At 59.7% G+C, this 24,949-nt stretch carries 23 protein-coding genes and 1 tRNA gene; 20 read left to right on the top strand and 4 right to left on the bottom strand.

The features are described from left to right. Together ACTQ05_RS00460 and ACTQ05_RS00455 are read right to left on the bottom strand one after the other, a co-directional pair. Positions 1–522, bottom strand: coding sequence for a hypothetical protein (locus ACTQ05_RS00460; RefSeq protein WP_271758658.1), 522 nt, complete (start codon positions 520–522; stop codon positions 1–3). 5 nt (positions 523–527) lie between these two features. Further along, the gene (locus ACTQ05_RS00455; RefSeq protein WP_154518619.1) at positions 528–944 is read right to left on the bottom strand and encodes a DUF3830 family protein; all 417 of its coding nucleotides are present in this window, start codon (positions 942–944) and stop codon (positions 528–530) included. A 602-nt stretch (positions 945–1,546) separates the two neighbouring features. Here ACTQ05_RS00455 and arcC point away from each other — a divergent pair. Beyond that, positions 1,547–2,509: a carbamate kinase gene (gene arcC / locus ACTQ05_RS00450; RefSeq protein ID WP_006235166.1), complete on the top strand. Its 963-nt coding sequence runs from the start codon at positions 1,547–1,549 to the stop codon at positions 2,507–2,509. Positions 2,510–2,819: 310 nt separating this feature from the next. On the opposite strand, the gene ACTQ05_RS00445 is transcribed toward arcC, so the two are convergent. Continuing rightward, a complete protein-coding gene (locus ACTQ05_RS00445) occupies positions 2,820–3,452 on the bottom strand; it encodes a C39 family peptidase (protein ID WP_441537690.1) in 633 nt (210 codons plus the stop codon). Positions 3,453–4,175: 723 nt separating this feature from the next. On the opposite strand from ACTQ05_RS00445, the gene ACTQ05_RS00440 reads away from it, so the two are divergent. The 14 genes from ACTQ05_RS00440 (at position 4,176) to rbr (ending at position 18,659) form a co-directional block, all read left to right on the top strand. Then, positions 4,176–5,627: an APC family permease gene (locus ACTQ05_RS00440; protein WP_154518622.1), complete on the top strand. Its 1,452-nt coding sequence runs from the start codon at positions 4,176–4,178 to the stop codon at positions 5,625–5,627. A gap of 131 nt (positions 5,628–5,758) precedes the next feature. Further along, complete coding sequence (locus tag ACTQ05_RS00435) at positions 5,759–7,036, top strand: metal-dependent hydrolase family protein (protein ID WP_154518625.1); 1,278 nt, start codon at positions 5,759–5,761, stop codon at positions 7,034–7,036. 117 nt (positions 7,037–7,153) lie between these two features. Continuing rightward, on the top strand, positions 7,154–8,539 hold the full coding sequence (locus ACTQ05_RS00430; protein ID WP_427728891.1) for a sensor histidine kinase: 1,386 nt from the start codon (positions 7,154–7,156) through the stop codon (positions 8,537–8,539). Between the two features lie 39 nt (positions 8,540–8,578). Beyond that, the gene (locus ACTQ05_RS00425) at positions 8,579–9,313 is read left to right on the top strand and encodes a LytR/AlgR family response regulator transcription factor (RefSeq protein WP_154518631.1); all 735 of its coding nucleotides are present in this window, start codon (positions 8,579–8,581) and stop codon (positions 9,311–9,313) included. A gap of 92 nt (positions 9,314–9,405) precedes the next feature. Next, positions 9,406–10,350 (top strand): zinc dependent phospholipase C family protein, encoded by a 945-nt coding sequence (locus ACTQ05_RS00420; protein WP_441054625.1) that lies wholly within the window; start codon positions 9,406–9,408, stop codon positions 10,348–10,350. 102 nt (positions 10,351–10,452) lie between these two features. Next, positions 10,453–11,712 carry an MFS transporter gene (locus ACTQ05_RS00415; RefSeq protein WP_427795252.1) on the top strand — a complete coding sequence of 420 codons (1,260 nt, stop codon included), beginning with the start codon at positions 10,453–10,455 and terminating at the stop codon, positions 11,710–11,712. Between the two features lie 170 nt (positions 11,713–11,882). Next, positions 11,883–13,070 carry a glycosyltransferase gene (locus ACTQ05_RS00410; protein ID WP_441537689.1) on the top strand — a complete coding sequence of 396 codons (1,188 nt, stop codon included), beginning with the start codon at positions 11,883–11,885 and terminating at the stop codon, positions 13,068–13,070. Continuing rightward, entirely contained in the window at positions 13,067–14,410 is a 1,344-nt protein-coding gene (locus tag ACTQ05_RS00405; protein ID WP_441537688.1) for a histidine kinase, read from the top strand. Before ACTQ05_RS00410 ends, ACTQ05_RS00405 begins: the two co-directional genes overlap by 4 nt. Positions 14,411–14,482: 72 nt before the next feature. After that, positions 14,483–15,199, top strand: a complete 717-nt coding sequence (locus ACTQ05_RS00400) for a LytR/AlgR family response regulator transcription factor (protein WP_154518646.1) — start codon at positions 14,483–14,485, stop codon at positions 15,197–15,199. A gap of 94 nt (positions 15,200–15,293) precedes the next feature. Further along, entirely contained in the window at positions 15,294–15,761 is a 468-nt protein-coding gene (locus tag ACTQ05_RS00395) for a YfcE family phosphodiesterase (protein WP_441537687.1), read from the top strand. A 412-nt stretch (positions 15,762–16,173) separates the two neighbouring features. After that, positions 16,174–16,251, top strand: a tRNA-Asp gene (locus ACTQ05_RS00390). 342 nt (positions 16,252–16,593) lie between these two features. Continuing rightward, complete coding sequence (locus tag ACTQ05_RS00385) at positions 16,594–17,079, top strand: RrF2 family transcriptional regulator (RefSeq protein ID WP_154518481.1); 486 nt, start codon at positions 16,594–16,596, stop codon at positions 17,077–17,079. Positions 17,080–17,100: 21 nt separating this feature from the next. After that, the gene (locus ACTQ05_RS00380; protein ID WP_441537686.1) at positions 17,101–18,006 is read left to right on the top strand and encodes an adenine glycosylase; all 906 of its coding nucleotides are present in this window, start codon (positions 17,101–17,103) and stop codon (positions 18,004–18,006) included. 113 nt (positions 18,007–18,119) lie between these two features. Then, positions 18,120–18,659 (top strand): rubrerythrin, encoded by a 540-nt coding sequence (gene rbr / locus ACTQ05_RS00375; RefSeq protein ID WP_441537685.1) that lies wholly within the window; start codon positions 18,120–18,122, stop codon positions 18,657–18,659. A 239-nt stretch (positions 18,660–18,898) separates the two neighbouring features. On the opposite strand, the gene ACTQ05_RS00370 is transcribed toward rbr, so the two are convergent. Continuing rightward, positions 18,899–19,084, bottom strand: coding sequence for a hypothetical protein (locus ACTQ05_RS00370; protein ID WP_154518490.1), 186 nt, complete (start codon positions 19,082–19,084; stop codon positions 18,899–18,901). Positions 19,085–19,110: 26 nt separating this feature from the next. On the opposite strand from ACTQ05_RS00370, the gene ACTQ05_RS00365 reads away from it, so the two are divergent. The 5 genes from ACTQ05_RS00365 (at position 19,111) to ACTQ05_RS00345 (ending at position 24,833) form a co-directional block, all read left to right on the top strand. Next, entirely contained in the window at positions 19,111–19,533 is a 423-nt protein-coding gene (locus ACTQ05_RS00365) for a hypothetical protein (RefSeq protein WP_441015560.1), read from the top strand. A 120-nt stretch (positions 19,534–19,653) separates the two neighbouring features. Continuing rightward, a complete protein-coding gene (locus ACTQ05_RS00360) occupies positions 19,654–21,009 on the top strand; it encodes a DNA recombination protein RmuC (RefSeq protein ID WP_441537684.1) in 1,356 nt (451 codons plus the stop codon). Between the two features lie 127 nt (positions 21,010–21,136). Then, positions 21,137–22,939 (top strand): ABC transporter ATP-binding protein, encoded by a 1,803-nt coding sequence (locus ACTQ05_RS00355; protein WP_441537683.1) that lies wholly within the window; start codon positions 21,137–21,139, stop codon positions 22,937–22,939. Between the two features lie 63 nt (positions 22,940–23,002). After that, positions 23,003–23,668, top strand: a complete 666-nt coding sequence (gene nth, locus ACTQ05_RS00350) for an endonuclease III (RefSeq protein WP_441537682.1) — start codon at positions 23,003–23,005, stop codon at positions 23,666–23,668. A 118-nt stretch (positions 23,669–23,786) separates the two neighbouring features. After that, complete coding sequence (locus ACTQ05_RS00345) at positions 23,787–24,833, top strand: zinc-ribbon domain-containing protein (RefSeq protein ID WP_441537681.1); 1,047 nt, start codon at positions 23,787–23,789, stop codon at positions 24,831–24,833. The last annotated feature ends 116 nt before the right edge of the window (positions 24,834–24,949 follow it).

Here is a 24,949-nt window from a genome sequence, read left to right as displayed (position 1 = left end):
TTACCTTGTCTCGCCGCTCTCTGTGCGTAGGCGGTAGCCGTGGACGAGGTCGCTAATAGCCGGCCAGGGAATCTGGCGGTCGACCCAAAATTGGAGCTGGACCAGATAGCGCTCGGTGGCGCGGGTGAGGGCCGCGAACTGTTCGTGAGTCTCTACCTGGGCGTAGAGGTCGCGGCTGTGGGCGAGGATTGCCGTCGTGTCGTCCATTTTGCCGGTGACGTCGAAGGCGCCCGAGAACCAGTCGCACAGGCGCGCGGCACTGTTGTTGATTGTTGCGAGGTCGGCGGTGCCGTCGTTGGCGTTTTCGTTGGCCTGGGCACGCAAGAGGGAGAGGGCATCGGCGGCGTTCATACAGTAGCCGACGGTGAAGTTCCAGACGGCGAATTCGCGGCCTGTGTCGAGCTTGCGGCGGCGCATGTAGTCAATATCGCGGGGTTCCTCGAGCATCATTTGGTCGGCGAGGGCCTCAAGTGCAGTGGTGTACTCGGCAAGGTCGAGTGCGAGCAGGGTGTTGATATCCATCATCTTTAGGCCTCCGTTTCGATCTCGACGATTTCGTTTTTAATGTACATGCCCTGGTTGTCCCAGACATTGCGGCAGGCGGCGGCAAAGCGCTCGCGGTCGGCTTCGCAGATGCGGGCGAACATGTTGCAGGTGCCAAAGGGCTCGCACACGTCAAAGAAGATGCAAATTGACGACCAGCCGCCATACCAGCTCACGGCGCCCGCTGGCTCGTGAAAGACGGGGTTCTCGATGTGCTCGTAATTGGCGATGGGGCCCGATACGGGATAGGTTACCTCGGCATCGCAGATCTTGGCCGAAAAGATACGTGACTCGACCGGACAGGACGATTCGAACAGCTTGCACGCCTCGGGAGCCTTGTCCCAGAGCATGTCGGCGAGAAACGTCTCGCCATTCAGCGTGATCTTGAGCATTTTTGTCATAGTAAGGACCTCCTCAATCCGTCGCTCAAGGGGTTCGCTGGCGGATAAGGAGAAGACAGCAGCGGGGTCGCCGAACCCAAACTTCACGACAGATCTCTGTCGCCCCAGCCCGCGCTGTTCTTCGCTAAAGTACCATGCCGTAATTGCGCGCGCAATATCAGTTTTTGAATTTCTGGAAGCGGCAATCGACGAGACGGCTCGCCGGCTGCCGGCCGACGCGCGGTAAAGGTGCTCGTCTATTCCCTAAGTTGGATGAAAAACGCTATGTTATTGCAGGGCTGCATACTCGTCTTAAAAATGTATAGAATCTCGTATAGTGTGAGTAAGATATTGCGCTGTCTGTTTTGTGTTTAGCAAAGATATAGTTTGCATAATCTGGTCTAATCCCTGCTCTATCAAAATAAAGTCGCACGTAAATAGCTTAGATATGCTTGAGCTGGGCATTTTTACGCTGAACGGGTAAAAACGACCGTTCACCGTTCAACTGTTTTCAAAATGAATAAAATGAGCGATAAAGAGAATATAAACCTTAATAAACTCGCGTATTGCACGGACGTGGGTTATTAATGGGATGTAGGCCTTTTACAGAAAGGATTCCAGCAATGTCTAAGCCTCTTGGCAAGCCCGATCGTATTGTCGTCGCCCTTGGCGGCAACGCCCTCGGCAACAACCCCGTCGAGCAGATCGAGGCCGTGAGCAACACTGCCCACGCACTCCTTGGTCTCATCGAGCAGGGTAACGAGATCATCATCACCCACGGCAACGGCCCGCAGGTCGGCATGATCCAGAATGCCTTCGCCGCCGCCCACGACGCCATCGGCACCCCCGAGATGCCGCTGCCCGAGTGCGGCGCCATGTCCCAGGGCTACATTGGTTATCACCTGCAGCAGGGCATCGGCCGCGAGATGCACAAGCGCTATAAGCGTTGGCACGCCGCCACCGTCGTCACCCAGATCGAGTGCGATCCCGACGATCCCGCGTTCAAGAACCCGACCAAGCCGATCGGCCCCTTCTACACCGAGGAGCAGGCCAAGGAGTTCATGGCCGAGGATCCCTCCAAGGTCTTCGTCGAGGATTCCGGCCGCGGCTGGCGCCGCGTCGTCGCCTCCCCCGATCCCAAGAAGATCGTCGAGGCCGACTCCATCCTCAACCTGCTCGACAACGAGTTCATCGTCATCGCCTGCGGTGGCGGCGGCATTCCCGTCGTCCGCGACTACGAGAACAAGGGTTGCTACAAGGGCGTTCCCGCCGTCATCGACAAGGACCTGGGCGGCGAGCTGCTGGCCGAGGACTGCGACGCCGACGTTCTGTTCCTGCTGACCGCCGTTGAGCATGTCGCCATCAACTTTGGCAAGCCCAACCAGGAGGAGCTCGAGGACCTCACCGCCGACGAGGCCGAGCGCCTGGCCGACGAGGGCCAGTTCGGTAAGGGTTCCATGGAGCCCAAGGTCCGTGCTGCCATCAAGTTCGCCCGTTCCCGCAAGGGCCGCACCTGCATTATCGGCGCCCTGGACAAGGCCGCCGAGACCATGGCCGGCCTCTCCGGTACCCGCATCCACGAGTAGTCTCTACTCTGTTGCCTCTCTTGTGGGCGCCAGGCAAAGCGCCCACAAACTAGCCTCTCTTCATGAGCCCCGCAGTCCGCTCCGACTGCGGGGCTTTTGCTATTGAGGTGACTGTTCATGAGAAGCGCTGAAGACCGCGAAAACCCGGCACTTGGGGACGTTCCTTTTCTGCCGGCATCTTGGGACAGTCCTTTTCGGCAGCGCGAGCGGTCGTCTGCAAAGACGTCCCCAGTGGCTAGTCATTTAATGGCTGGTCATTTAAGTCTGTCCCCAATGACTAGTATTGGCCATTTAAGTCTGTCCCCAATGACTAGTAGTAGGCCCACATGGCTTCGATTTCGTTGAGGACTTCTACGATGCCCCAACGGCGGGCGCTACGGCTGGGCGAATTGGGATCGTAGACACCGATTTGGTCGGCGTCGTCAATGCCGTAGAGCACGATGTAATGACCCACGTTGGTAAACGTGCCGGGACGCACGACGGCGATTACGGGAGCACCCGAGCGCAAGACCTGGGCCATCGAGTCTCGGTCGTTGTAGAGCTGCGTCCCGTTAAGCCCCAGCTGCGCGGCGCCGCTCGTCATAAACGACCACTCGGTGGCACCGGTGGGGGCATAGTTGCCCGCCTCGGAAAGGGCGCACATATCGACCGGTGTCATATCGGTGCGCCCCGTTTTAAAGATGTAGATCATGGTGAGGCAGGTGGGTCCGCAGCCGTTTTGGCGGATAGTTCCGCCGGCGTAGGGCAGCTCCGACCATGCGGGGTCGATCTGGTAGATATGCGGCATGGTGCCGGCGCTCCACTGCGAACGTTGGGTCGAAAAAGCAAACGAGTAGCCGGGTGCGACTGGGGCTTTGAGGAGCTTTTCCTCGGCGGTGGGCTCTAGGCCGGCAGAGCCATGCGAGGCACACGACCCCAGATACACAAATGCCAGACATGCCATGATGGAGCACAGGGCAAGACAGAGACGATGAATCTGCGGATTGGCGGCCCGGCCGCGTCCCAGCGGCCGTGGCTGCTTTGCGCCGCGTCCGCCGCGGGGCTTCGAAAAGAAACGGCTGATGTGATTGTCAGACTTTCGCCGATCGATTTTCTGCCGCCGAGGCACTTCGGCCCGGCGTTGACGGGTGCCCGAGCATGGGCGACCCGCCTGACGCGTGCTGGTATTCTGCGGCATAGACGACGAGGGGCGATCCTGCGGACGCTGCGGCCCGTCGTTGTCAGAAACACTCCTGGATGCTGGCGTGGTACGCCCGGCAAGGCGAACGTTTCGCTGTCGTTCGCCGCCGTTGTATTCGTATGCCATTTGCACCGCCTCGTCTCATGTATAACCCGTCCATCCTACAAAAAAGACGTGCAGCAAATGAGGACATACACCAAAACCTCGGTAAGCGGCATGGACGGGAGCGAGCCTGGCGTCATAAAGCGACGCCCTCCGCGAGCGATTGGGTCGCGTCATCAAAACGGACGCCCGCACCGAGTGGCGCCCCTCGCCGTTCGTCCCAAAAACGGCGCCGCTCGTTTTGCAGTTCTGCCTTCGGTCGAGCTACGAGTGGCGTTGCTGTGCCAAGGCCGTATCTTAAAGCCATGAAATAAAAAGTGCGCGGCAAAACAGGCCGTGCAAGGGGTGACGCCAAGGGGCGTCAGAAAGGAAAGGAGGGGAACAATGGCGGACAAGAACGCAGAAGTTGCAGTCGAGGATACCGGCGGCATGAAGAAAACGCTTTCGCTCTGGAACTTCTTCACCATCGGTTTCGGTGCCATCATCGGTACCGGTTGGGTTCTGCAGGTCGGCGACTGGATGGTCGTGGGCGGCGGTCCCGTTCCCGCTATGATTGCATTCCTCTTGGGTGCAATCTTCCTCGTGCCCGTCGGAGCTGTTTTCGGTGAGCTTACGGCTGCTATCCCCATCTCGGGCGGCATCGTCGAGTATGTCGATCGTAGCTTTGGCCGTACACTGAGCTACATCACCGGTTGGCTCCTGGCCCTGGGCAACGGCATCCTGTGCCCGTGGGAGGCCATTGCCATTTCGACTCTCGTGTCCGAGATGTTCGGTAGCCTGCCCGGTCTTGAGTGGCTGCGCGCCATCAAGCTCTACACCATCCTGGGCGCCGACGTTTACCTGTTCCCGACGCTGATCGCGCTCGGCTTTGCAGTCTACGTCATCTTCCTCAATTTCCGCGGTGCCAGCTCGGCCGCCAAGCTCCAAGCCTTCCTGACCAAGGCCCTGCTCTGCGGCATGCTACTCGCCATGGGCGTCTCGCTGTTCACCGGCTCGCCGAACAACGCCATGCCTGTGTTCTCCCAGGTCGCCGGTGCTGGCGGCGGTAAGGCCGCCACCGAGGGCACCAGCCTGTTCGCCGGTATCGTGTCGGTCCTGGTTCTGACCCCGTTCTTCTACGCCGGTTTCGACACCATTCCTCAGCAGGCTGAGGAAGCAGCCGAGGGCCTTAACTGGAACAAGTTCGGCAAGATCATCTCCCTGGCCCTGCTGGCCGCCGGCGGCTTCTACATGGTCTGCATTTACTCGTTCGGCACTATCCTTGACTGGCATGAGTTTGTTAAGAGCCCCGTTCCCGCGCTTGCCTGTCTTAAGGGCATCAACATGCTCCTGTACCTGGCCATGCTCGTCATCGCCACGCTTGGACCCATGGGCCCGATGAACTCCTTCTACGGCGCCACGAGCCGCATTATGCTCGCCATGGGCCGCAAGGGCCAGCTGCCCGAGAAGTTTGCCGAGGTCGATCCCAATTCCGGCGCTCCCAAGCTCGCCTGCGTCGTTCTGGCCATCATCACCGTCGTCGGTCCGTTCCTGGGCAAGAACATGCTCATCCCTCTGACCAATGTGTCGGCTCTCGCCTTCATCTTCTCTTGCGGCATGGTCGCTCTTGCCTGCCTGCGCATGCGCTTCACCGAGCCCGACCTACCTCGTCCCTACGAGGTGCCCGGCGGCAAGTTTGGCATCTGCCTCGCCGTCGCTGCCTGCGCCATCATCATCGGCCTGCTCGTGATTCCGTTCTCTCCCGCCTCCCTCAACATGGTGGAGTGGAGCATCGTGATCGGCTGGTTGGCTATTGGCCTGGCTCTCATGGCTTTCACCAATTCCCGTAAAAAGTAACGCCGAGCCGGGGCGGATTGGGTGCGCGGTGCCCTCTCTCCCGCGTACCGAACCCGGCATCACTTGGGTAGCTTTGTGAGGCCTTAACCCAACACGGCCTCACCCACTATATGGATCCATAAGGAGGAACCATGTCCACTAAGTATGCAATCGTTGGCGGCAAGCTCATCGACGGTACCGGTGCCGAGCCGGTCGAGAACTCCCTCGTTCTCGTCGACGACAACGGCAAGATCGAGTACGCCGGTGTTATGCAGGACCTTCCCGAGGGCGTTGAGGTTATCGACGCCGCCGGCAAGACTGTCCTTCCCGGCCTGATCGACACCCACCTGCACTTCTCGGGCAACCTGACCGACGATGACACCGATTGGGTCATGCAGCCGCTCCTCGAGAAGCAGGCCGTCGCCGTCAAGCAGGCCTACGACTGCCTCACCCACGGCCTCACTACCGTCTGCGAGATCGGCCGCTTTGGTATCCAGATTCGCGACTGCATCGACAAGGGCGTCTTTAAGGGTCCGCGCGTTCTGGCCACCGGCCTCGGCTTCTGCCGTGTTGCCGGTCACGGTGACTCCCACCACTGCACCCAGGAGCTCAACAAGGAATCCCATCCCTGGGGCGACCAGGTCGACGGTCCTTGGGATCTGCGCAAGGCCGTCCGTCGTCGCCTGCGCGAGAACCCCGATGCCATCAAGATCTGGGCTACCGGTGGCGGCATCTGGCGCTGGGACTCCGGTCGCGACCAGCACTATTGCTCCGAGGAGATCCAGGCCGTGGTCGAAGAGGCCAAGATGGTCGGTATCCCCGTGTGGAGCCACTGCTACAACAACCACGCCGCCGCCTACGATTCCGTTCGCTTTGGCTGCGAGCAGCTGATTCACGGCTTCGATATCGATGAGCGCACCATGGACCTCATGGCCGAACAGGGCACCTTCTTCACCCCGACGATCGCCTTCCTGCCCACCTGGTACGCCACCTATCCTCCCGTCTACGTCCCCGAGCTGCACGACAAGTACGAGGGTACCCTGGTCGAGAAGGAGCTACAGCGCAACTATGACTGCCTGCGCGAGGCCAAGAAGCGCGGCGTCGTCATGACGATCGGCTCTGACTCCTTCTCCTTCGTCACCCCGTACGGCACCTGCTCCATCGAGGAGATGTACGAGTTCGTCGACAAGATCGGCTTCACCCCGGTCGAGACCATCACCTGCGCCACCCTCAACGGTGCCAAGATGTGCCACATCGAGGACGAGACCGGTTCCATCGAGGCCGGCAAGTGCGCCGACCTGCTGGTCGTCAACGGTGACGTCGCCGCCGACATCCACGTGCTCAACACCGACAACATGGACGTCATCATGAAGGACGGCTGGATTGTCGAGGCCGGCACCTTCGGCGAGCCAAACAAGTACAGCGCCTAAGCTACCGTTAGTCGATGGCTGGATGTAAAACACAGTTTTTGATTGCATAATGCAATGGAGAGGGTCGCTTGCGGCCCTCTTTATTGCTATCGGTACTACGGACAAGAGGGGATGACGGTGGATCTCAATAGGCTGATTCTGGGCAAGAGTTACAACTCTACCAAGGTCTTTCGTACGGCCCAGCATGTGGTCCAGGCCATCCTACTCGGTGTTGTCGTTCCGGCGCTTATCTTGCTGCTTATCTGGGATTTAACCGATAATCCCAATCCCGTTCCAGGCGTTGTCGTTATTGCCGGCCTGGTCATGCTGTGCTTCTTCTTCTCGTATGTCTTTGTGGTCCCCGATGACCTCACATCGAGCGCAACCGACCGCACGCTCGCCATCGCATCAAAAATATTTGCCTACACGTCGCGCGGCCTTACGCCCGAAGCGGCCCTGGGTGCCTCTAAAATCATCCTGTCCGAGACCATCGCTTCTGCCATCTGCTTTACTGACGGCAGGCAGGTGCTGGCAAGCTGGGGCGAGGACTCGGCAAAGTGCCCTGCCGGAACCCCGGTAGTGCTCAAGACCACGCTCAACGTGATTGAGACGGGCGAGCAGAGCGTGTTTTCGCGTGATGCCTCCAATGAGACGGGCGGCTATTTTCCCCGTCTGCGTGCCGGTATTGTCGCGCCGCTTAGCGTGCGTGGTCATTGCGTGGGCACACTCGAGCTGTATTACCCCCGCCTGAGCAGCATCGATATGCGCCAGACGGCGCTTGCCTCGGGTTTCGCCGATCTCATTTCCACGCAGCTCGCCAGCTTTGAGCTCGAGCGCCAGGATGAGCTCACGGCCCGCGTTGAGCTCCGCGCTCTGCAGTCGCAGGTCGATCCGCATTTTCTATTCAATACCATTAGCACGATCGTTTCGCTCGTTCGAACCGAGCCCGACAAGGCGCGATCGCTGCTGATCGACTTTTCCAACTACTATCGTCAGACGCTTTCTGACTCCGATACGCTCACCACGCTCGAGCACGAGGTGGAGCAGGGCACCCGTTATATCAATCTTATGCAGGCCCGGTATGGCGACGGCCGTCTGCGCGTTTCGGTCGACATCGACTTTGAGGTGCGCGACAGCCTGGTGCCGCCGTTTATCTTGCAGCCGCTGCTCGAAAACTGCATCAAGCATGCGCAGCGCGAGACCGAGCCGCTTTCCATTCGTGTTAGGGCTTTTGAGACCGATGACGGCTTGGAGATCATCGTCGAAGATGACGGCATCGGTATGAGCGAAGAAGTCTGCGCGCATCTGTTTGAGCAGCATCGCCGAGAGGAGCCCGAAAGCATTACCGCCGACGGCTCCGTCAAGCGAGGTTGCGGCCTGGCGCTCTTCAACGTGCTTCAGCGCATCCATTTCTTTTACGGAGAAGATTCCGGCATGCGCGTGAAGTCCCAGGAGGGCGTGGGAACGCAGGTCATCGTTGAGTTGAACGGCGAGCCGCATGAGCCGGCGCCGCTAACGGTGTAGCGCGCGGTTGGATTGAGAGAAAAAAGAGGGGAAGCGCATATGTCCGAAGGCTGGAACATCTTGGTGGTTGATGACGAGCCTCCAATTAGGGCTGAGCTACGTTATCTGTTGGAAAAGGATGCGCGTGTGGGCCAGATTGCCGAGGCGGGCAATGTCACCGAAGCCGTGGAATCGATTCTGTCGAACAAGCCCGACGTGCTGTTTTTAGACATTACCATGCCCGGTCGCTCGGGAATTGAGCTTGCCGAGACGCTTCAGAACTTAAAGACACCGCCGGTCGTGGTGTTTGTGACGGCATTTGCCGAGTATGCGGCCGATGCCTATAACCTCGATGCCGTCGATTACATCGTAAAGCCGGTCGAGGATGCTCGCCTGTCAAAGGCGCTCGATAAGATCGAGACCGCCCTGGGCGCTCGCCGTGTCGTCCATGCTCCGCGCCAGCCTTTGCGCCTGACGGTGGATCGTGGGGGTAAAAAGGTGTTCATTCCCGTGGCGGATGTCTGCTACTTTGAGGCGCGCGCCGATTTTTGCAACGCCGTCTGCGCCGAGGGAACATATCTGATCAATGAGTCGATTTCATCGCTCGAGCGGCGCCTGGCCTCCGAGGGCTTTATCCGTGTCCACCGCAGCTATCTGGTCAATTTGGAAGACGTGCACAATGTCGAGATCGGTTCTACGGGTCTTATGGAACTCAGGCTCGATCGCGTAACCTCGACGGTGCCCGTGTCCCGTCGTCGCGCTGCCGAGGTTAAGGCGCGCCTGGGGCTTGTGTAGACGGTCCGCATGCCATCGTTTGCCGACGCAGGTTTGGCATGGGCGCGCGGTGGGCATAATGGGTGACATCGAATGAAATCGAAAGGATCATTATGCCTGCGCTTATTACGCATCATCTGTTTGGCGAGGAAAGCATCGATCGTCTGCCGCAGGGCGTCATTACGTCCGACGAGGAACGCATTGCCTTTATCCTGGGCAACCAGGGTCCCGACCCGTTTTTCTTCCACATCCTGACGCCGCGCGTTTCCGACTGCACGCTGCTGGCGCAGGCCATGCATCGCTCGCGCATGTCGCGCCAGTTCTCGTGCCTGCGCGACGGCGTGTCCCATCTGCTCCCGCGCGATGCCAACTTGGGCCGCGCCTTTGCGCTGGGCCTGCTGTCGCACTACGTGCTCGACCGTAATGCCCACCCCTTTGTCTACGAGCAGCAGTTTGGCATTGTCGAGTCCGATCCCGAGCTGGGGGATTCGGGCAGCCAGGTCCATGCGGTGCTCGAAAGTGACCTGGACGTGTTGATGCTGCAGCTCAAGCGCGATGGGGCCACGGTCGAGGACTATCCGCCGGCGGGCGAGATCGTCACCACCGACCGCATCAATCGTGTGGCCGGCGTGCTGATGAGCTATGTTGCCGGGCGTGTGTACGGTATCGATATCCCAGCGGGGGAGTACGGTGCCGCCGTTGCCGACATGCAGCGACTTTACCGCGCGATTGAGCCGGCCGGCTCCGCAAAGACGCGCGCGATCTCGCTGGTTGAGGGCTTGGTGCACGACTACTCCCTGCTCGATGGCCTTGCTCACCGCGTGACGACCGAGCCGCCCGAGCGCACCGGCAATCTGGGCCATCTGACGTGGAAGAATCCCTTTACCGATGAGGTCTCGAACGAGAGCTTCCCCGAGGTCTTTGACCGCGCGCTGGTCGATTACGAGTGCACGGTCACCCGCTTTATCGAGACCGGCGATATGGAGGCCGTGACCAACCACGTCAATTACAGCGGTCGCGTGCTCGGCGCTGACGAAGAGTTCGACCGCGAGGAATAGGGCCCGTGCGTGCCCCCTTTGCCGAATCCTTACCGGCGGTTCTGGACAATTGGGGTACGATGAACTAGCTGCATATCGGGCGAACACGAAGGGTCCCTGTCCATGAAATACACCAAGCTCGAGCGTAACTGGGTTATGTACGATGTGGGCAATTCGGCCCTCGTGTTGCTCAACACTTCGGTGGTGCCCATCTACTTTAACGCCATCAATACCGGTGCTTCCTCGGCCGACCTGGTGGTCGCTTGGGGTAGCGCGCAGACGATTGCCTCGCTGGTCATTGCCATGCTCATGCCCATTCTGGGCGCGCTTGCCGATTACGCCGGCAACAAGATCAAGTTTTTCTTGGGCTTCTTCCTCACGGGCTTGGTGCTTTGCCTGGCGCAGGCTATCCCAATGTCCGCCATGGCATTTTTGGCCGTGTACGTGCTGTGCACCATCGGCCTTAACTCTTCTATGACGTTCTATGACGCCATGCTGCCCGACATTACCACTGACGAGCGCATGGACGCCGTGTCCAGCTCGGGCTATGCCTGGGGCTACATCGGTTCCACCGTGCCGTTCATCATCTGCCTGGCGCTCATCATGGGTGGTCCCGCTCTTGGCGTCCCCACCATGCTGGCAACGCGTCTGTCGTTTGTCATCACTGGTGCCTGGTGGCTCATCTTTACCCTGCCGCTCATTCGCACCTATAAGCAAAAGTACGGTCGTGAGCGCGGTCCCGAGGACACCATCGGCCACATCGTGGGCGGCGTGTTCTCCGAGGTCGTACACACCATGCGCGAGATCGCCCACAACAAGACCGTGCTGGTCTACATGATCGCGTTCTTCTTCTACATCGACGGTGTACACACGGTCATTTCCATGGCAACCAGCTACGGTTCGGCTCTGGGCATCGACTCGACCCAGCTGGTACTGGCCCTGCTCGTTACACAGTTCGTGGCCTTTCCGTCCGCCATCATCTACGGCAAGCTCGCCGGACGCGTGGGCACGCTCAACATGATCCTGGTGGCGGTCGCCGCCTACATGGGCATTGTGCTGTTCGCCGCGTTTTTCCTCAAGACCGCCTTTGAATTCTGGGTGCTTGCCATTATGGTCGGCCTGTTCCAGGGTGGCGTGCAGGCACTCAGCCGTAGCTACTTTGGCCGCATCATCCCCAAGGAAAAGTCCAACGAGTACTACGGCTTCTTTGACATCTTTGGGCGCTATGCAAGCGTTATGGGCACCTTTCTGGTGTCGGTCGTCACCTCGCTGACCGGCAACCCGTCGCTGGGCGTTCTTTCCATTGCTGTGCTGCTGATCGTTGGCTTTATGCTGCTGGCCCGCCTGTCTCGCATGACTCGAGCGGCAGAGCATGCCGCATAGGAGCGAGCGGATATTGTGCCTGTCCGCGGTACTCTTTTGGGGTTATCCGCAATAAACATTGCGACTTGCGAGCAATGATTTGCCCAAGTGGGTATGATGGAATCAGCTAGGTCGCGGGGCGTCGCCTGTGTTTGGCGGCGCCTCGTTTTTGTGTTGCAGGGAGGGAAGGCATGAACGCCACGGTTGTGATTCCAACATATTGGGCGGGCGATGATGCCCATGCAAACGCTCCCGGTGTCTATGACCACTCGACGAAGCTCAACGCCGCCAATCCCGAGCTCGATCGCTGTCTTGCTTCGCTCGAGCAGGTACGCGATATTCCGCGAATCATCCTTTTGGTGGTCTGTCCCATCTCGGCCACGGCGGATGTGTCGAAGCGCGTACGCGAAATCGTCGACGCGCACCCTACGCTCAAAGTTACCGTAGTCACCAATACCCAGGCATCGCGTATCGCCGACCGCGTAGCGCAGATTGCGCCCAAGGGTTCGGGAGAATGCGTGAGCCTGCGCGGCTATGGCGCCATCCGCAATATGGGACTTGCCTGTGCCGCCGTGCTGGGTCACGATGCCGTCATCTTTTTGGATGACGACGAGACTGTCATCGATGCCGACTTTATGAAACGCGCGACTTACGCGTTGGGGCAGCAGACGCGTCAGGGCCTGCCAATCTTGGTTAAGAGCGGCTACTTTTACGATCGAGAAGGATCGCCGCTGGCCCCCACGGACAAGGTGGGCATCTGCCACCGTTGGTGGACCAAGCGTATTGAGTTCAATCGCTGGATGAAAAAGGCGCTCTCGGGCACCCGTATTTCGCGTTCAAACTATGTGTGCGGCGGCCTTATGGCCCTCCATGCCCGCGCCTTTACCCGCGTGGCATTTGACCCGTTTATCACTCGTGGCGAGGACCTGGACTACCTCTTTAATATGCGCATATTTGGCTACGACGTATGGTTTGATAACGAGTGGACCGTACGCCATCTACCGCCCGAGTCCGAGAAACGCTCGCCGCGCTTTATGCAGGACGTGTACCGTTGGTACTACGAACGTGCCAAGCTAACGTTTGCCGCGCATCAGAAAGAGCTCATTCCCGTTACAGCCGCGTCTCTCATGCCCTATCCGGGCCCGTGGATTTCGCGCGAGCTTGACGATCGCGTGCGTAAGACTGCCATGGTCCGCAGCATTTTTACCCGCGAGCACGAGGGATACCTACGCATTTGGCGCCACGGTATTGACGAGGCCAGGACCTACGCACGCCAAAACGCCGCAAGCTACCTGCGTTTCCAGAGCTTCTGGCCCAAGATTATGGATGGGCTCTGGCGTGACGCCCAGCTGACCAGCATCCTGGAGGGGACTGAATGATCGACCGCCGCGCCCAGCGCGATAGTTCAATGTCAATCTTTCGCATCATTGCCGTATCCTGCGCCATTTGTGTGCTGGTGTACTTTGTTTTTGCCCTGGCGACTGGAATCGATCCAATCGCGACCGTGGTCGCCTGTACGCTGCTATGCATCTTCCTGTGTATCTTTTTCTTTTTGACGCTCAATCCCGATTCGGTTCGCTCGCAGTACACCGAGGAGACGCTCTCGGTGGCCTCGGCCATGCTCGAGGACATTAAAGGCGGTCTGACGCAGGAGTCAGCACGTCTGGTGTGCCAGCGCATTTTGCCCGAGACACGCGCCATGACAGTTGCCGTTACCGACGAGAGCAACGTACTGGCCTGCGCGGGCGAGTTTGAGGAAAAGCTGCTGCCCAATTCTCCCATTCGTACGCTCGTCACGCGCTACGTCATCGAACACGGTATCGTCCAGTCGTTCAACCGTGTGGTGGACGTGGTGGGTTCGGATGGCTCACACAACCAGGTCCCCGCTGGCATCATCGCACCCATCAAGGTGGGCGACCGCACCGTCGGCACGCTCAAGTTCTATTACAAGACCCCGCGTGCCGTTGACCGTACCCAGTATGCGCTCGCCTCGGGTTTTGCCGAAATCCTGTCCACGCAGCTCGCCATTCACGAGCTCGAGGTGCAAAAGGAGCTCACGGCCCGTGCCGAGGTGCGTGCCCTGCAGGCGCAGATTAACCCGCACTTCCTGTTCAACACGCTCAACACCATCGCATCGTTTACGCGTACCGACCCGCTGCGCGCCCGCGAGCTGCTGCGCGAGTTCTCCTCGTTCTATCGCGCAACGCTCGACAATTCGGGCTCGCTCATTCCCGTGTCGCGCGAGGTCGCACAGACCAAGCGCTACCTGACGTTTGAGAAGGCGCGCTTTGGCGAGGATCGCGTGCTGGCGACCTTTGACGTGTCCGAGGACGTCGAGGACACGCTGGTTCCGGCATTTGTGATCCAACCGATTGTCGAGAACGCCGTGCGTCACGGCATGGGTGATGCCAGTGCGCTGAAGATTGACGTGACGGTGCGCAGGGATGGTGACGATGCGATTTTGATTTCGGTGGCCGATGACGGTGTGGGCATGGACGAGGGCATCGCTGCCAGACTGTTTGACGAGCGCTCTGCCCGTCCCGACGCCAACTCCCCGCAGGGTGGCGGCGCCGGCGTTGCCATGCACAATATTTCGGAGCGCATTCATCGCTTTTATGGGCCGCACTCCTATACGCGCGTCGAATCGGCGCCGGGTAAGGGCGCTAAAGTGCTCCTACATCTCGATTTGTCGGAGAGCATCTTCGACATTCAAGAGTAGAATAATTGGTCACGGGCTTAACGCCGGTTGGCGTATGCCCGATGTAGTTTGTTGACGAAAGGTTTTATCCCCATGCTGCGTGCGATGATTGTGGATGATGAGGCCCCGGCCCGTTCGGAACTTCGCTTCTTGCTCGAGCAGACGGGCAAGATCGGCACGATCACAGAAGCGTCGAGCGTTCGCTCCGCCATCGAGATGCTTATGGAGAGTCGCGTTGATGTCGTGTTCCTCGATATTTCGATGCCTGGCGCTTCGGGTCTGCAACTTGCCGAGGCGCTGCATAAGCTTAAGAATCCGCCGGCGATCGTGTTTGTGACCGCGTACAGCGATCATGCGGTTGAGGCGTTTGATGTGGATGCCGTCGACTATCTGATGAAGCCGGTAGAGGAAGCCCGCCTGGATCGTGCAATCGAGAAGGTCATGCAGCGCACGAAGCCCGTTGCGGACAGCAAGGTGACCATCGAGCGCATCCCGGTGGAGAAGGGCGGCCGCAAGGTGCTCATCCCCGTGGACGACATTCGCTTCATTATGGCCAAGGACGATTACTCCTGTATCTATACCGTCGATGACCGTTTTTTGTCGACGACCTCGCTGGCACAGTTCGAGGCCAAGCTCTGTGATTTTGGCTTCTTCCGCGTTCACCGCCGCTATATCGTTAACTTGGCGTGTGTTACCGACGTCGAGACGGTTCCCTCGGGCGCTATCCAGCTGGGCATTACGGGCGTCGACGAACGCGTACCGGTTTCGCGCCGTCGCGTCGTACCGCTCAAGAAGGCCCTGAGCCTCTAGTACACCGGCCCCGCAGCCCTGTAGACCAAAATCGTCTGCGGAGCCGCGGGGCTTTTTGTATGAATACACCAAATCGTTTTGCGGAAGGGATCCCATGAACAGTGCAAGCGCCAAGCGCATCGACATCATCTCGGACACCCACGGTTATCTGTCGCCCGCGCTTTTAAATGAGTTGAGCGGCGCGGACCTGATTATCCATGCCGGCGATCTTACGTCGGAGATGGACTACGAACATCTGCGAACCATTGCCCCCGTGCGAGCGGTTCTGGGCAATAACGACTACTACCGTGATTACGGCCCCGAAGTGGACCGTCTGGCGCTCTTTAGCTACGAGGGCCTTAAGTTTGCCGTAGCCCACTACCGCGAAGACCTCCCGGTGGGATCCGTGGACGTAGCCATCAACGGTCACACTCACGTAACCAAAGAAACTCAAGTAGGCCGCTGCTTGGTCCTCAACCCCGGCAGTGCTAGCTACCCCAGAGGCACCCGAGGCCCCACCATGGCCAGAATGCTCGTCAAGGACGGCAAGGTCTTAAGCGTCAAGTTTATTGACTTAGATTAACCGCAACAAAAACGGGGGATGCACAATGCATCTCCCGTTTCCATTTGAGCCAAAGGCCGAGCTTCAACAAGAACAATCAGACCAACCCCGCCGAGGAGCACGCGGGCTAGCCGCGCAGCGGCGCACGCCCGCAAAACTGGTTGAACATAGTGACGGCAGGGAGGGTCTCCGGGGCCGGCTGGCGCGGGTTACGTTTGTCGCGAGTTCCGCACGCAAAGGAAAGCACTTAATGTGCTTTCCGTCTTGCGCAGGACTGTAGAGCAGCAAACTTAACCCGCGCCAGCCGGCCCCGGAGACCCTCCCGGAGGGACCCAAAAAATATTTTCAAAAAAGTTGTTGCGCGGCGAACAGACTTCTGTGTATACTAATCCCCGCAGCGCACGCGAGCGGAAACAAACGCGAACGACTGCCTGGGGAGTTAGCTCAGTTTGGTTAGAGCGCCGGCCTGTCACGTCGGAGGTCGCGGGTTCGAGCCCCGTACTTCCCGCCAACGCAATTAAAGCCACGTCTTCGGACGTGGCTTTTTGCGTTTAATAGGACAACCGCTCGGCCGTCCCTTTCATTCTGCTCCTTGTTTCCGAAATGCGGAAATGAATTAAGTATATCGGTTTAAACGGGGGGGGGTTTGTTGCGCAACACTCGTTCAACGAAACAGGGGGGTTAGGTTATACTAAATTCCACTGCAGGCCTAATCTGATGCAATTTGCTTTGGATTCGACCTTCAGCGGACATCTAGTTCACTATTTGGTTGTCCCGGCGGTTATTTAGCGTCTCGACGTAAGCTCGGCCCCGGAGCCCGTTCGAGCTGTTCGTATTCCTTGAAAGGGGAAACATGGACATATCGAGGAAGACTGATTATGCCCTCCGCATGCTTGCGATGCTTGCCGAGGAGCCGGAGCGGTTGCTTTCTGTTCGCACTGCTGCCGAAGAGGTCAATGTTCCGTATTCGTTTGCCCGTTCGATCCAACACGGTTTGGTTCAGGCCGGTATTGTGGAGAGCCTGCGTGGCGTCCACGGCGGTATGCGTCTTAAGGTCAACCCGAGCGAGGTCACTATCCGTCAGGTCGTCGAGGCCGTTCAGGGCCCTATGGTTATGAATGATTGCACGGCACTCGATGGCGACTGTGCGCGCAGGGGCACGTGCTGCTATCATCCCCTGTGGGCTGGGGCCCAGGCGCTGATGCGTGACTACCTCGATTCCGTTTCGCTGGACGATGTCGTCGCTCGCCGCCAGTTCCCCGCCGTCGATCCCAAGTTCGCCGACCGCGACGCCTTTCCCGAGTATGCCGTTTGCGCGTGTGCTTGCCGGGAGGAGTAGCGCCGCATAAGGAGCATAGCTATGATTCAGGACCCCTTTCGTTCGATGATTCGTTCGGAAGGGGTTCTGCGTTATCGCGACCTTCCGTGGCGCCGCACACGCGACCCGTACATCATCTGGCTTTCCGAGGTCATGCTGCAGCAGACGCAGGTTCCACGCGTAGAGACGCGCATGCCGGCATGGCTCGACCGCTTTCCGACCGTGCATTCTCTCGCCCAGGCCGCTCCTTCTGATGTTTTGGACGCTTGGCAGGGCATGGGCTACAACCGCCGTGCTTTGGCGCTCCATAAGGCCGCGCAGCGACTCGTGGAGGACTGGGATGGGGAGTTTCCGCGTGATACACGCGACCTGGTCGCGCTGCCCGGTATTGGGCCCGCAACGGCGCAGGGCATTCGGTCGTTTGCGTTTGATCTTCCGGGAGTGTACCTGGAGACCAATGTGCGCACGGTCTTTTTGCATCACTTTTTTCCTGACGTTCCGTCTGTTCCCGATCGCGAGCTGGTGCCGTTGATCCAGGCGGCCTGCCCGGCGGCGCCCGGTGCGGCGGCGGATGAGGTCGCTCCCTTTGCCGTGCCGCTCGACGATGCCGATACGCCGCGCGCGTGGTATTACGCGCTGCTGGATTACGGCGCGTATCTCAAAAAGACGCTGCCCAATCCGTCTAGGCGCTCGGCGGGCTACAGCCGCCAGTCCAAGTTTGAGGGCTCGCGTCGGCAAAAGCGTGCCCATATCGTGCGCATGCTGCTTGCAGCTCGCGACGGACAGCAGGCGGGCATAACGCTTGTTGAAGCTGTTGCAGGCGTTAACAAGATGGAGGCCGCAGCGGGTCGCGAACCGGTTGGTTGCGATTTTATTGCGGGCATTCTTGCCGACCTGGAGCGCGAAGGCTTTTGTCGTGCCGAAGGCGAGCGCTGGCTGAGTGTGTGATGACGCGAATTTGCAGAACAGGATAGTAAGGTTTAGATTCTCGGCATGAGGGTATCCTAAAGGCAATGCCGCTCAAAGTCTATGGGCGGCGCGTATTGAAGGGAAGTACACCTATGGATTTTGAGAATTCTCAAACCAAGAAGAACCTCGAGACCGCTTTTGCCGGTGAGTCCCAGGCGCACACCAAGTATCGTTACTATGCATCCAAGGCCAAAAAGGACGGCTACGTTCAGATTTCGAATATCTTTGCAGAGACGGCGGGCAACGAGTCCGAGCATGCCAAGCTGTGGTTTAAGTACCTGCACGACGGTGCTGTTCCGGATACGCTGGACAACCTGCGCGATGCCGCCGCGGGCGAGAACTACGAGTGGACCACGATGTATGACGAGTTCGCCAAGACCGCCGAAGAGGAGGGTTTTGACGAGATTGCCGCGAAGTTCCGTGGCGTTGGCGCTGTCGAGAAGGCTCACGAGGAGCGCTATAACAAGCTCGTCGAGCGCATTGAATCGGGCGAGGTGTTTGAGCGCGAGGGCGTAAAGGTGTGGAAGTGCCTGAACTGCGGGCACCTGCATGTTGGTGCCAAGGCGCCCGAGGTGTGCCCGGTTTGCAACCATCCCAAGGCGTACTTTGAGGAGCAGGTGGTGAACTACTAGCGCTTGGCGCTGGCTGCTGCGGAGCGCGGGGCGGGAGGCCGGATTGCCTTCCCTCCCCGCTCACGGCTTCGCAGGGTCGCGTTGAGGGAAGGCAATCCGGCCTCCCTCCCCGCGCCCCGGCGTTGGGTCGTTGCGTGCTCGCTACAGAAAAGCTGATTAGAAGTTTGCGTGCCGCCCCTTTTGGGGCGGCACGTTTTTGTGTGGGGTCCCTGTCTTCACAATTTCCGTCAAGCTTTTGGTTAGGTTTTGGTCGGATGGCGCAAGGGCGAGAGGGCAAAAGATTGCTGGCGAAAAAAGCTCAAAGAAAGTGCTGGTAGGGGAGTTGTTGAACTTTTCGACAGTTTTCTGACAAAAGAATCTTTGCGGCTATTGCCGCGGATTTCATTGCCGCGGCCGCGATGGTGCGGGATGCTGGGCGCAAGCATCGAATGCTCCTATTGAGGAGGCCAACATGGATCTGTTTCTTGAGACCCCGCAGCAACAAGCCGAGCGCATGCTGCGCCAACAGCAGCGGCTTATGGAGATGCAAATGCAAGGGGCAGCCGTCCAGCCTCCTGCGCAAAACGCCGCGCCCGCGGTATCGCCTGCGGGTGAGGTGGACCCAGGAGCCTATTCCGTACAGCAAGATTCATATGCGCAGGAGCTTGCGTTCGACAAGCGTCGTGCGCGTCGCCGTCGCTGGGCCCAGCGCCTGCGTACGCTGGCGATGATCGTGCTGATCCCGTTGGGACTCGCGGCAATCTTCTTGGCCTCATATGCCCTCACGTGCATTCTCAACGGCGCCTCGCCCAGCGAAGTGCTCCAACATTTGACAGCTCTCGGCCAGCGCCTGGGCGATGTCGTAACAACCATCCGCGCCGGCTGGGAGAGTTAGCGTGCCAGTATTCATAGCGCAAAGGTAACTTGATGCGCCGCCGGCCACGCGCTGCATATGACAGGGTAAGATTGATCGCGGTTTTGTTTGATGATCGATTGGGTTTGTTGGGCGGAGTCTATGTCTGCTGTTGATATTGTGCTGGTCGTGATCGCCTTGGTAGCGGTAGGAGTGGCTGTGGCTTGCGCCCTGCAGCTCAAGGGCCTTCGCGCCGAGCTGCGAGAGCGCAGCGATGGCGGTGCGGAGGCGCTGGCGGCACTCGAGCAGGCCAACAACGCGCTCGATGCCCTGAACGTCGCGCTGGCAGAAACCCGCCGCACGGCCAATGCCATCGCGCAGCAGCAGACGACAGATGCGGCCGTGGAGCAGCAACGTTACCTGAACATCGCACGCGAGTTTTCGCAAGCTGGTGACCGGATGGATGACCTGCGCCGCGAGACGGCCCAACAACTCGGTGCCAACCGCGAGGGCATCGAGCACCGCCTGGACAAGGTGCGCGAGACGGTCGATGCCCAGCTGGGTGCTATCCGCAAAGATAACAACGTGCAACTCGATCAGATGCGCGCGACGGTGGACGAGAAGCTCTCCCGCACGCTCAACGATCGCCTGTCGGCATCGTTTAAGCAGGTGAGCGACCAGCTCGAGGCCGTGTACAAGGGCCTGGGCGACATGCAGTCCATCGCCACCGGCGTGGGCGACCTTAAGCGCGTGCTGGGCAACGTAAAGGCGCGTGGCATTTTGGGCGAGGTGCAGCTGGGTGCAATCCTGGCGGACATCCTTACGCCCGACCAGTATCTGGAAAACGTCGCCACCAAGCCCGGCGCCTCGGAGCGCGTTGAGTTTGCCGTCAAGCTGCCGGTAGACGAGGGCGATCCCGTGCTGCTGCCGATCGACTCCAAATTCCCGGGCGATGCGTACGAGCATCTGCTCGACGCCCAAGAGTCGGGTGACGCTGAGGCCGTCGCCGCTGCGCGTAAGACGCTCGACGCCATGGTCAAGCGCGAGGCCAAGGACATCTGCGAAAAGTACCTGAGTGTGCCGGCAACGACCAACTTTGGCATTATGTTCGTGCCGTTTGAGGGGCTGTACGCCGAGGTTGTCAGTCGTCCGGGACTTATCGAGACCCTGGGCCGCGACTATCACGTCAACGTTGCCGGCCCTAGCACCATGGCGGCTATCCTCAACAGCCTGCAGATGAGCTACCAAACGTTTAGGCTGCAAAAACGCACCGATGACGTGCTGCGCGTGCTTTCTGCCGTCAAGGCCGAGCTGCCGCGCTATCAGGCGGCGCTGCGCCGCGCCCAGCAGCAAATCGAGACCGCGGGAAAGACGGTCGAGGGCATCATCACCACGCGCACCAACGTCATGGAGCGCAAACTCAAGGACATCGACGCGCTGGAAGACGCCGACCAAGCTGATGAGATCTTGGGACTCACGCCCGCGGGCCTTCCCACAGACCAAGAAGACGAGGAATAATTACAACAAGACGGTGGGGCGCCGGCGCAAACGCGGGCGCCCCGCTGCTTTTCGCATCGTGCTTGCCTGAAGTGCGCTTTAGTATGCAACAATGACGTTTAGCCCCGCCATATGTGAAAGGAAGCCCATGTCACAGAGAAGCACCAGTCCGCTCAAACGCTCAACCGTGCGCCGCACGCTACAGCGTTTCTGGGACGTTACGCGCACGCAGCCGCTGATCGTCTTTCTCTCGGTGTTCTCGTCGGCGGGCTACATCTTTTTGCTCACGTTTGCCAACACCTACGTGATGGCGCTTATCGTCGACCGCGTCCAGGCCGGCCCCGTGGCGGGCGACCGGGTGTTTGAGGTCTTTGGCCCCTACATTCTGGCGCTCGTGCTCGTTAACCTAGTGGGCCAAATCCTCTCCAAGCTGCAGGACTACACCGTCTACAAGCTCGAGATTGCGGGTAACTATCACTTGGCGCGCCTGTGCTTCGACACGCTCTCCAATCAATCCATGACATTCCACACCAGCCGTTTTGGTGGATCGCTTGTGAGCCAGACGAGCCGTTTTATGAGCGGCTACACGGGGTTGGTGGACGTGACGGTGTATTCGCTCATTCCCACTATCACCTCGGTTGTCTGCACGGTGGCGGCGCTCGCTCCGGTGGTGCCGACGTTTACCGTGATCCTGGTGGGCATTATGGTCGTCTACATCTCGTTTGTCTGGCTCATGTATAAGCGCATCATGCCGCTTTCGGCCGCGACGTCCGCCGCGCAGAACAAACTGTCGGGCGTGCTTTCCGACGCGGTCACGAACATCCTGGCCGTCAAGACCTGCGGGCGCGAAGACTTTGAGCGCGACCTGTTCGATAGCGCCGACCGCGCCGCGCGCGACGCCGAAACGGTTTCGATGCACGCCATGATGCAACGCAACTTTACGACCTCGGGCCTTATCGTCATCACCATGGCCGTGGTGAGCGTGTTCGTCGTGGGCGGCAACGCGTGGTTTGGCATCTCGGCCGGCTCGCTCGTCATGATCTTTACCTATACGTACAACCTCACCATGCGTCTGAACTACGTAAGCTCCATGATGCAGCGCATTAACCGCGCGCTGGGCGATGCGGCCGAGATGACGCGCGTGCTGGACGAGCCGCGTCTGGTGGCAGACGACGAGAACGCTCCCGAGCTCAAGGTGGGCGAGGGCGCGATTGATTTTGAGCACCTGAACTTTGCATACCGTGACGCCGCGGCGGGCGAGAGCGTGTTCGACGACCTGACGCTCCATGTGGCGGCGGGTCAGCGCGTGGGCCTGGTGGGCAAATCGGGCTCGGGCAAGACGACGCTCACCAAGTTGCTGCTGCGCCTGGACGACGTACAGGGCGGTCGCGTACTCGTGGACGGTCAGGATGTCTCGCGCTGCACGCAGCAGAGCCTGCGCCGCCAGGTTGCCTACGTGCCGCAGGAGGCGCTGCTGTTTCACCGCTCCATTCGCGAGAACATCGCCTACGGCCGCCCCGACGCCACCGACGAACAGATCCGTGAGGCGGCCCGCTTGGCCAATGCCCTGGAGTTTATCGACCGCCTGCCCCGGGGCTTTGACACCATGGTGGGCGAGCGCGGCGTTAAGCTTTCGGGCGGTCAGCGCCAGCGCGTGGCCATCGCCCGTGCCATCCTCACCGACGCGCCGATTCTGGTGCTCGACGAGGCGACCTCTGCCCTGGACAGTGAGTCCGAGGCGCTGGTGCAGGAGGCGCTTGAGAACCTGATGCGCGGCCGCACCTCCATTGTGGTGGCACATCGCCTGTCCACCGTGGCGGCGCTCGACCGCATCGTGGTGCTGGCGGACGGCGAGATTGTCGAGGACGGTACGCATGCGCAGCTTGTCGAGGCAGGCGGCGAGTACGCAAGCTTGTGGGGCCGCCAGACCGGCGCATTTTTGGAGGCGTAAAGACCCCATACGTGGGACAATCGTGCCCATAGGTAAGTTATGCCGCTGATCCGAGGAGTCGTTATGCCACGCGAGACCAATGCCGCCAAGCGCGAGCGCGCCGTTGAGGTGTGCGAGCGCCTTAACCGTCGCTATGGCCCGGTTGAGTGTTTTTTGGACCACGAGAATCCCTATAGGCTGCTCATAGCGGTGTTGCTCTCGGCGCAGACGACCGACGCGCAGGTCAACAAGGTGACGCCGAAGCTGTTTTCCCAGTGGCCCACGCCCGAGGCCATGGCGGGGGCGAGCGTTGCCGATGTGGCAGATACCATTAAGTCGCTCGGCTTCTATAAGAGCAAGGCCAAGCACGCCGTTGAGGCCGCGCAGATGATCGTCGCCGATTACGGCGGCGAGGTGCCGGCCGACATGAAGGAGCTTGTCAAGCTGCCGGGCGTTGGGCGCAAGACGGCGAACATCGTGCTCAACGTGGGGTTTGGCATTGTCGAGGGCATCGCGGTCGATACGCACGTCAACCGCATCGCGCACCGTCTGATGCTGAGTCCCAAGACGCACGCCAAAGAGCCGCTCAAGACCGAGCAGGATCTGCTCAAGATCTTGCCGCACGAGTATTGGGAGTCGGTCAACCACCAGTGGATCACCTTTGGCCGCGAGATCTGCGATGCCCGTAAGCCCAAGTGCGACGAGTGCCCGCTGGCGGATTTGTGCCCCAGCGTGCGCGTGACGGGGTAGGGGCTACCGCGTTTTGCCGGCGTCCGAAGGCTGTGGCCAATGTTGCGCAACACATTTGGGCCGCGAAGGCTCAATATGATGGCGACAGATGCCGTTTGTTGTGAGGGGATGCTCGAATATGTTTTGCACCAAGTGTGGTTCCGAGATGCCCGATGGAACTGAATATTGCACGAACTGCGGGGCGCGCATCGGCGTTGCCTCCCCGGCTGCCGCGCCCGCCGAGCCCGCACCGATGCCGGCGGCAGGGATGCCTCCCGTGCAGAAGAAGTCGCATAAGCGCGCGGTGATTGTCGGCATGTGCGTGGCGGGCGTGCTCGTTGCCGGCGGTGCCGCCCTGGCGCTGACCGGCGTACTGGGTCCGCTTGGGCAGGGCAACTCGTCGCAGATTACGGTGCTGGGGTCCGACGAGGGTTCGGCCGAGCGTGAGGACCAGGGAAGCGCCAAGAAGAAGCCTGCCGCCGACGAGGACGAGGCGGAAGGGCCCGAGCAGACGGGCAGCAGCGTAAAGGTCGACCTCAATGACCAGGCAACCTATGCCGCCGCAAACCTGTTTCTGTCGAACTTTACGGAGGGGCACTTCGATCGGGACTGGTATCAGACGGGTACTTTCGATTCGACTGATGGGCTTTCGGATGACGAGAAATATAAGCTGGTCAAGTTTATCTGGTGCCATTTTATTGACAACGCGCCGTATCGAATCGAGAAAGGCGACTATGACAACGGTAATCGCCAGCGTATGGCGACTGATGTGGTCAATAGGGAACTCAGCCGCTTGACGGGCCTGACGCTTTCCGATGCCGATATGACGTATGACAGAACGCCGGAGGGGCAGGCGATTCCTGATTCGGCCGAAGCACATGACGGGTACCTGTATTTGAAGCAGGAATACGGCCAGGGAAATTACAACCCAGCGTGTGCCATCGTTACGGGCGCGACTGACCTTGGCGATAACATCTACGAGCTCACCTATGAGGTCTACAGTGCTGGCGGTTCGTTACTTCCTTCCGACATCCCCGAGAGCACCTACGGCCTGCCAAAGGATCAGTTCATCGCTGCAATTCAAGCGGACGCATCTAGGGGCCGTATCGAGACTTGTACGGTCCGCGTCGCGCAGGGTGACGGCGCTCCGACCTTCACACTGCTTAAAATGGGCGTCTACGATTAGACTCGGCGTATGGCTCACTCTGATAACGCCAAGCGGCTCGTCCGTCTGGCGTTTTTTGCGGGGCTGGGCGTACGCTTGAGCTGGAGTCCTCTCCATGCGCTACCATGACAAACAAT

The organism is Collinsella sp. LCP21S3_A9, from assembly GCF_052118785.1.
Classification (GTDB): Bacteria; Actinomycetota; Coriobacteriia; order Coriobacteriales; family Coriobacteriaceae; genus Collinsella.
The sequence above is the reverse complement of the archived record's forward strand: the minus strand, read 5'-3'. Positions and strand labels throughout refer to the sequence as shown.

What these genes read in the sequence shown, in the direction of transcription:
- ACTQ05_RS00460 (WP_271758658.1), bottom strand. Translation starts at nt 522, where the DNA reads ATGGATATCAACACCCTGCTCGCACTCGACCTTGCCGAGTACACCACT.
- ACTQ05_RS00455 (WP_154518619.1), bottom strand. Translation starts at nt 944, where the DNA reads ATGACAAAAATGCTCAAGATCACGCTGAATGGCGAGACGTTTCTCGCC.
- arcC (WP_006235166.1), top strand. Translation starts at nt 1,547, where the DNA reads ATGTCTAAGCCTCTTGGCAAGCCCGATCGTATTGTCGTCGCCCTTGGC.
- ACTQ05_RS00445 (WP_441537690.1), bottom strand. Translation starts at nt 3,452, where the DNA reads ATGGCATGTCTGGCATTTGTGTATCTGGGGTCGTGTGCCTCGCATGGC.
- ACTQ05_RS00440 (WP_154518622.1), top strand. Translation starts at nt 4,176, where the DNA reads ATGGCGGACAAGAACGCAGAAGTTGCAGTCGAGGATACCGGCGGCATG.
- ACTQ05_RS00435 (WP_154518625.1), top strand. Translation starts at nt 5,759, where the DNA reads ATGTCCACTAAGTATGCAATCGTTGGCGGCAAGCTCATCGACGGTACC.
- ACTQ05_RS00425 (WP_154518631.1), top strand. Translation starts at nt 8,579, where the DNA reads ATGTCCGAAGGCTGGAACATCTTGGTGGTTGATGACGAGCCTCCAATT.
- ACTQ05_RS00420 (WP_441054625.1), top strand. Translation starts at nt 9,406, where the DNA reads ATGCCTGCGCTTATTACGCATCATCTGTTTGGCGAGGAAAGCATCGAT.
- ACTQ05_RS00415 (WP_427795252.1), top strand. Translation starts at nt 10,453, where the DNA reads ATGAAATACACCAAGCTCGAGCGTAACTGGGTTATGTACGATGTGGGC.
- ACTQ05_RS00410 (WP_441537689.1), top strand. Translation starts at nt 11,883, where the DNA reads ATGAACGCCACGGTTGTGATTCCAACATATTGGGCGGGCGATGATGCC.
- ACTQ05_RS00405 (WP_441537688.1), top strand. Translation starts at nt 13,067, where the DNA reads ATGATCGACCGCCGCGCCCAGCGCGATAGTTCAATGTCAATCTTTCGC.
- ACTQ05_RS00400 (WP_154518646.1), top strand. Translation starts at nt 14,483, where the DNA reads ATGCTGCGTGCGATGATTGTGGATGATGAGGCCCCGGCCCGTTCGGAA.
- ACTQ05_RS00395 (WP_441537687.1), top strand. Translation starts at nt 15,294, where the DNA reads ATGAACAGTGCAAGCGCCAAGCGCATCGACATCATCTCGGACACCCAC.
- ACTQ05_RS00385 (WP_154518481.1), top strand. Translation starts at nt 16,594, where the DNA reads ATGGACATATCGAGGAAGACTGATTATGCCCTCCGCATGCTTGCGATG.
- ACTQ05_RS00380 (WP_441537686.1), top strand. Translation starts at nt 17,101, where the DNA reads ATGATTCAGGACCCCTTTCGTTCGATGATTCGTTCGGAAGGGGTTCTG.
- rbr (WP_441537685.1), top strand. Translation starts at nt 18,120, where the DNA reads ATGGATTTTGAGAATTCTCAAACCAAGAAGAACCTCGAGACCGCTTTT.
- ACTQ05_RS00370 (WP_154518490.1), bottom strand. Translation starts at nt 19,084, where the DNA reads ATGCTTGCGCCCAGCATCCCGCACCATCGCGGCCGCGGCAATGAAATC.
- ACTQ05_RS00365 (WP_441015560.1), top strand. Translation starts at nt 19,111, where the DNA reads ATGGATCTGTTTCTTGAGACCCCGCAGCAACAAGCCGAGCGCATGCTG.
- ACTQ05_RS00360 (WP_441537684.1), top strand. Translation starts at nt 19,654, where the DNA reads ATGTCTGCTGTTGATATTGTGCTGGTCGTGATCGCCTTGGTAGCGGTA.
- ACTQ05_RS00355 (WP_441537683.1), top strand. Translation starts at nt 21,137, where the DNA reads ATGTCACAGAGAAGCACCAGTCCGCTCAAACGCTCAACCGTGCGCCGC.
- nth (WP_441537682.1), top strand. Translation starts at nt 23,003, where the DNA reads ATGCCACGCGAGACCAATGCCGCCAAGCGCGAGCGCGCCGTTGAGGTG.
- ACTQ05_RS00345 (WP_441537681.1), top strand. Translation starts at nt 23,787, where the DNA reads ATGTTTTGCACCAAGTGTGGTTCCGAGATGCCCGATGGAACTGAATAT.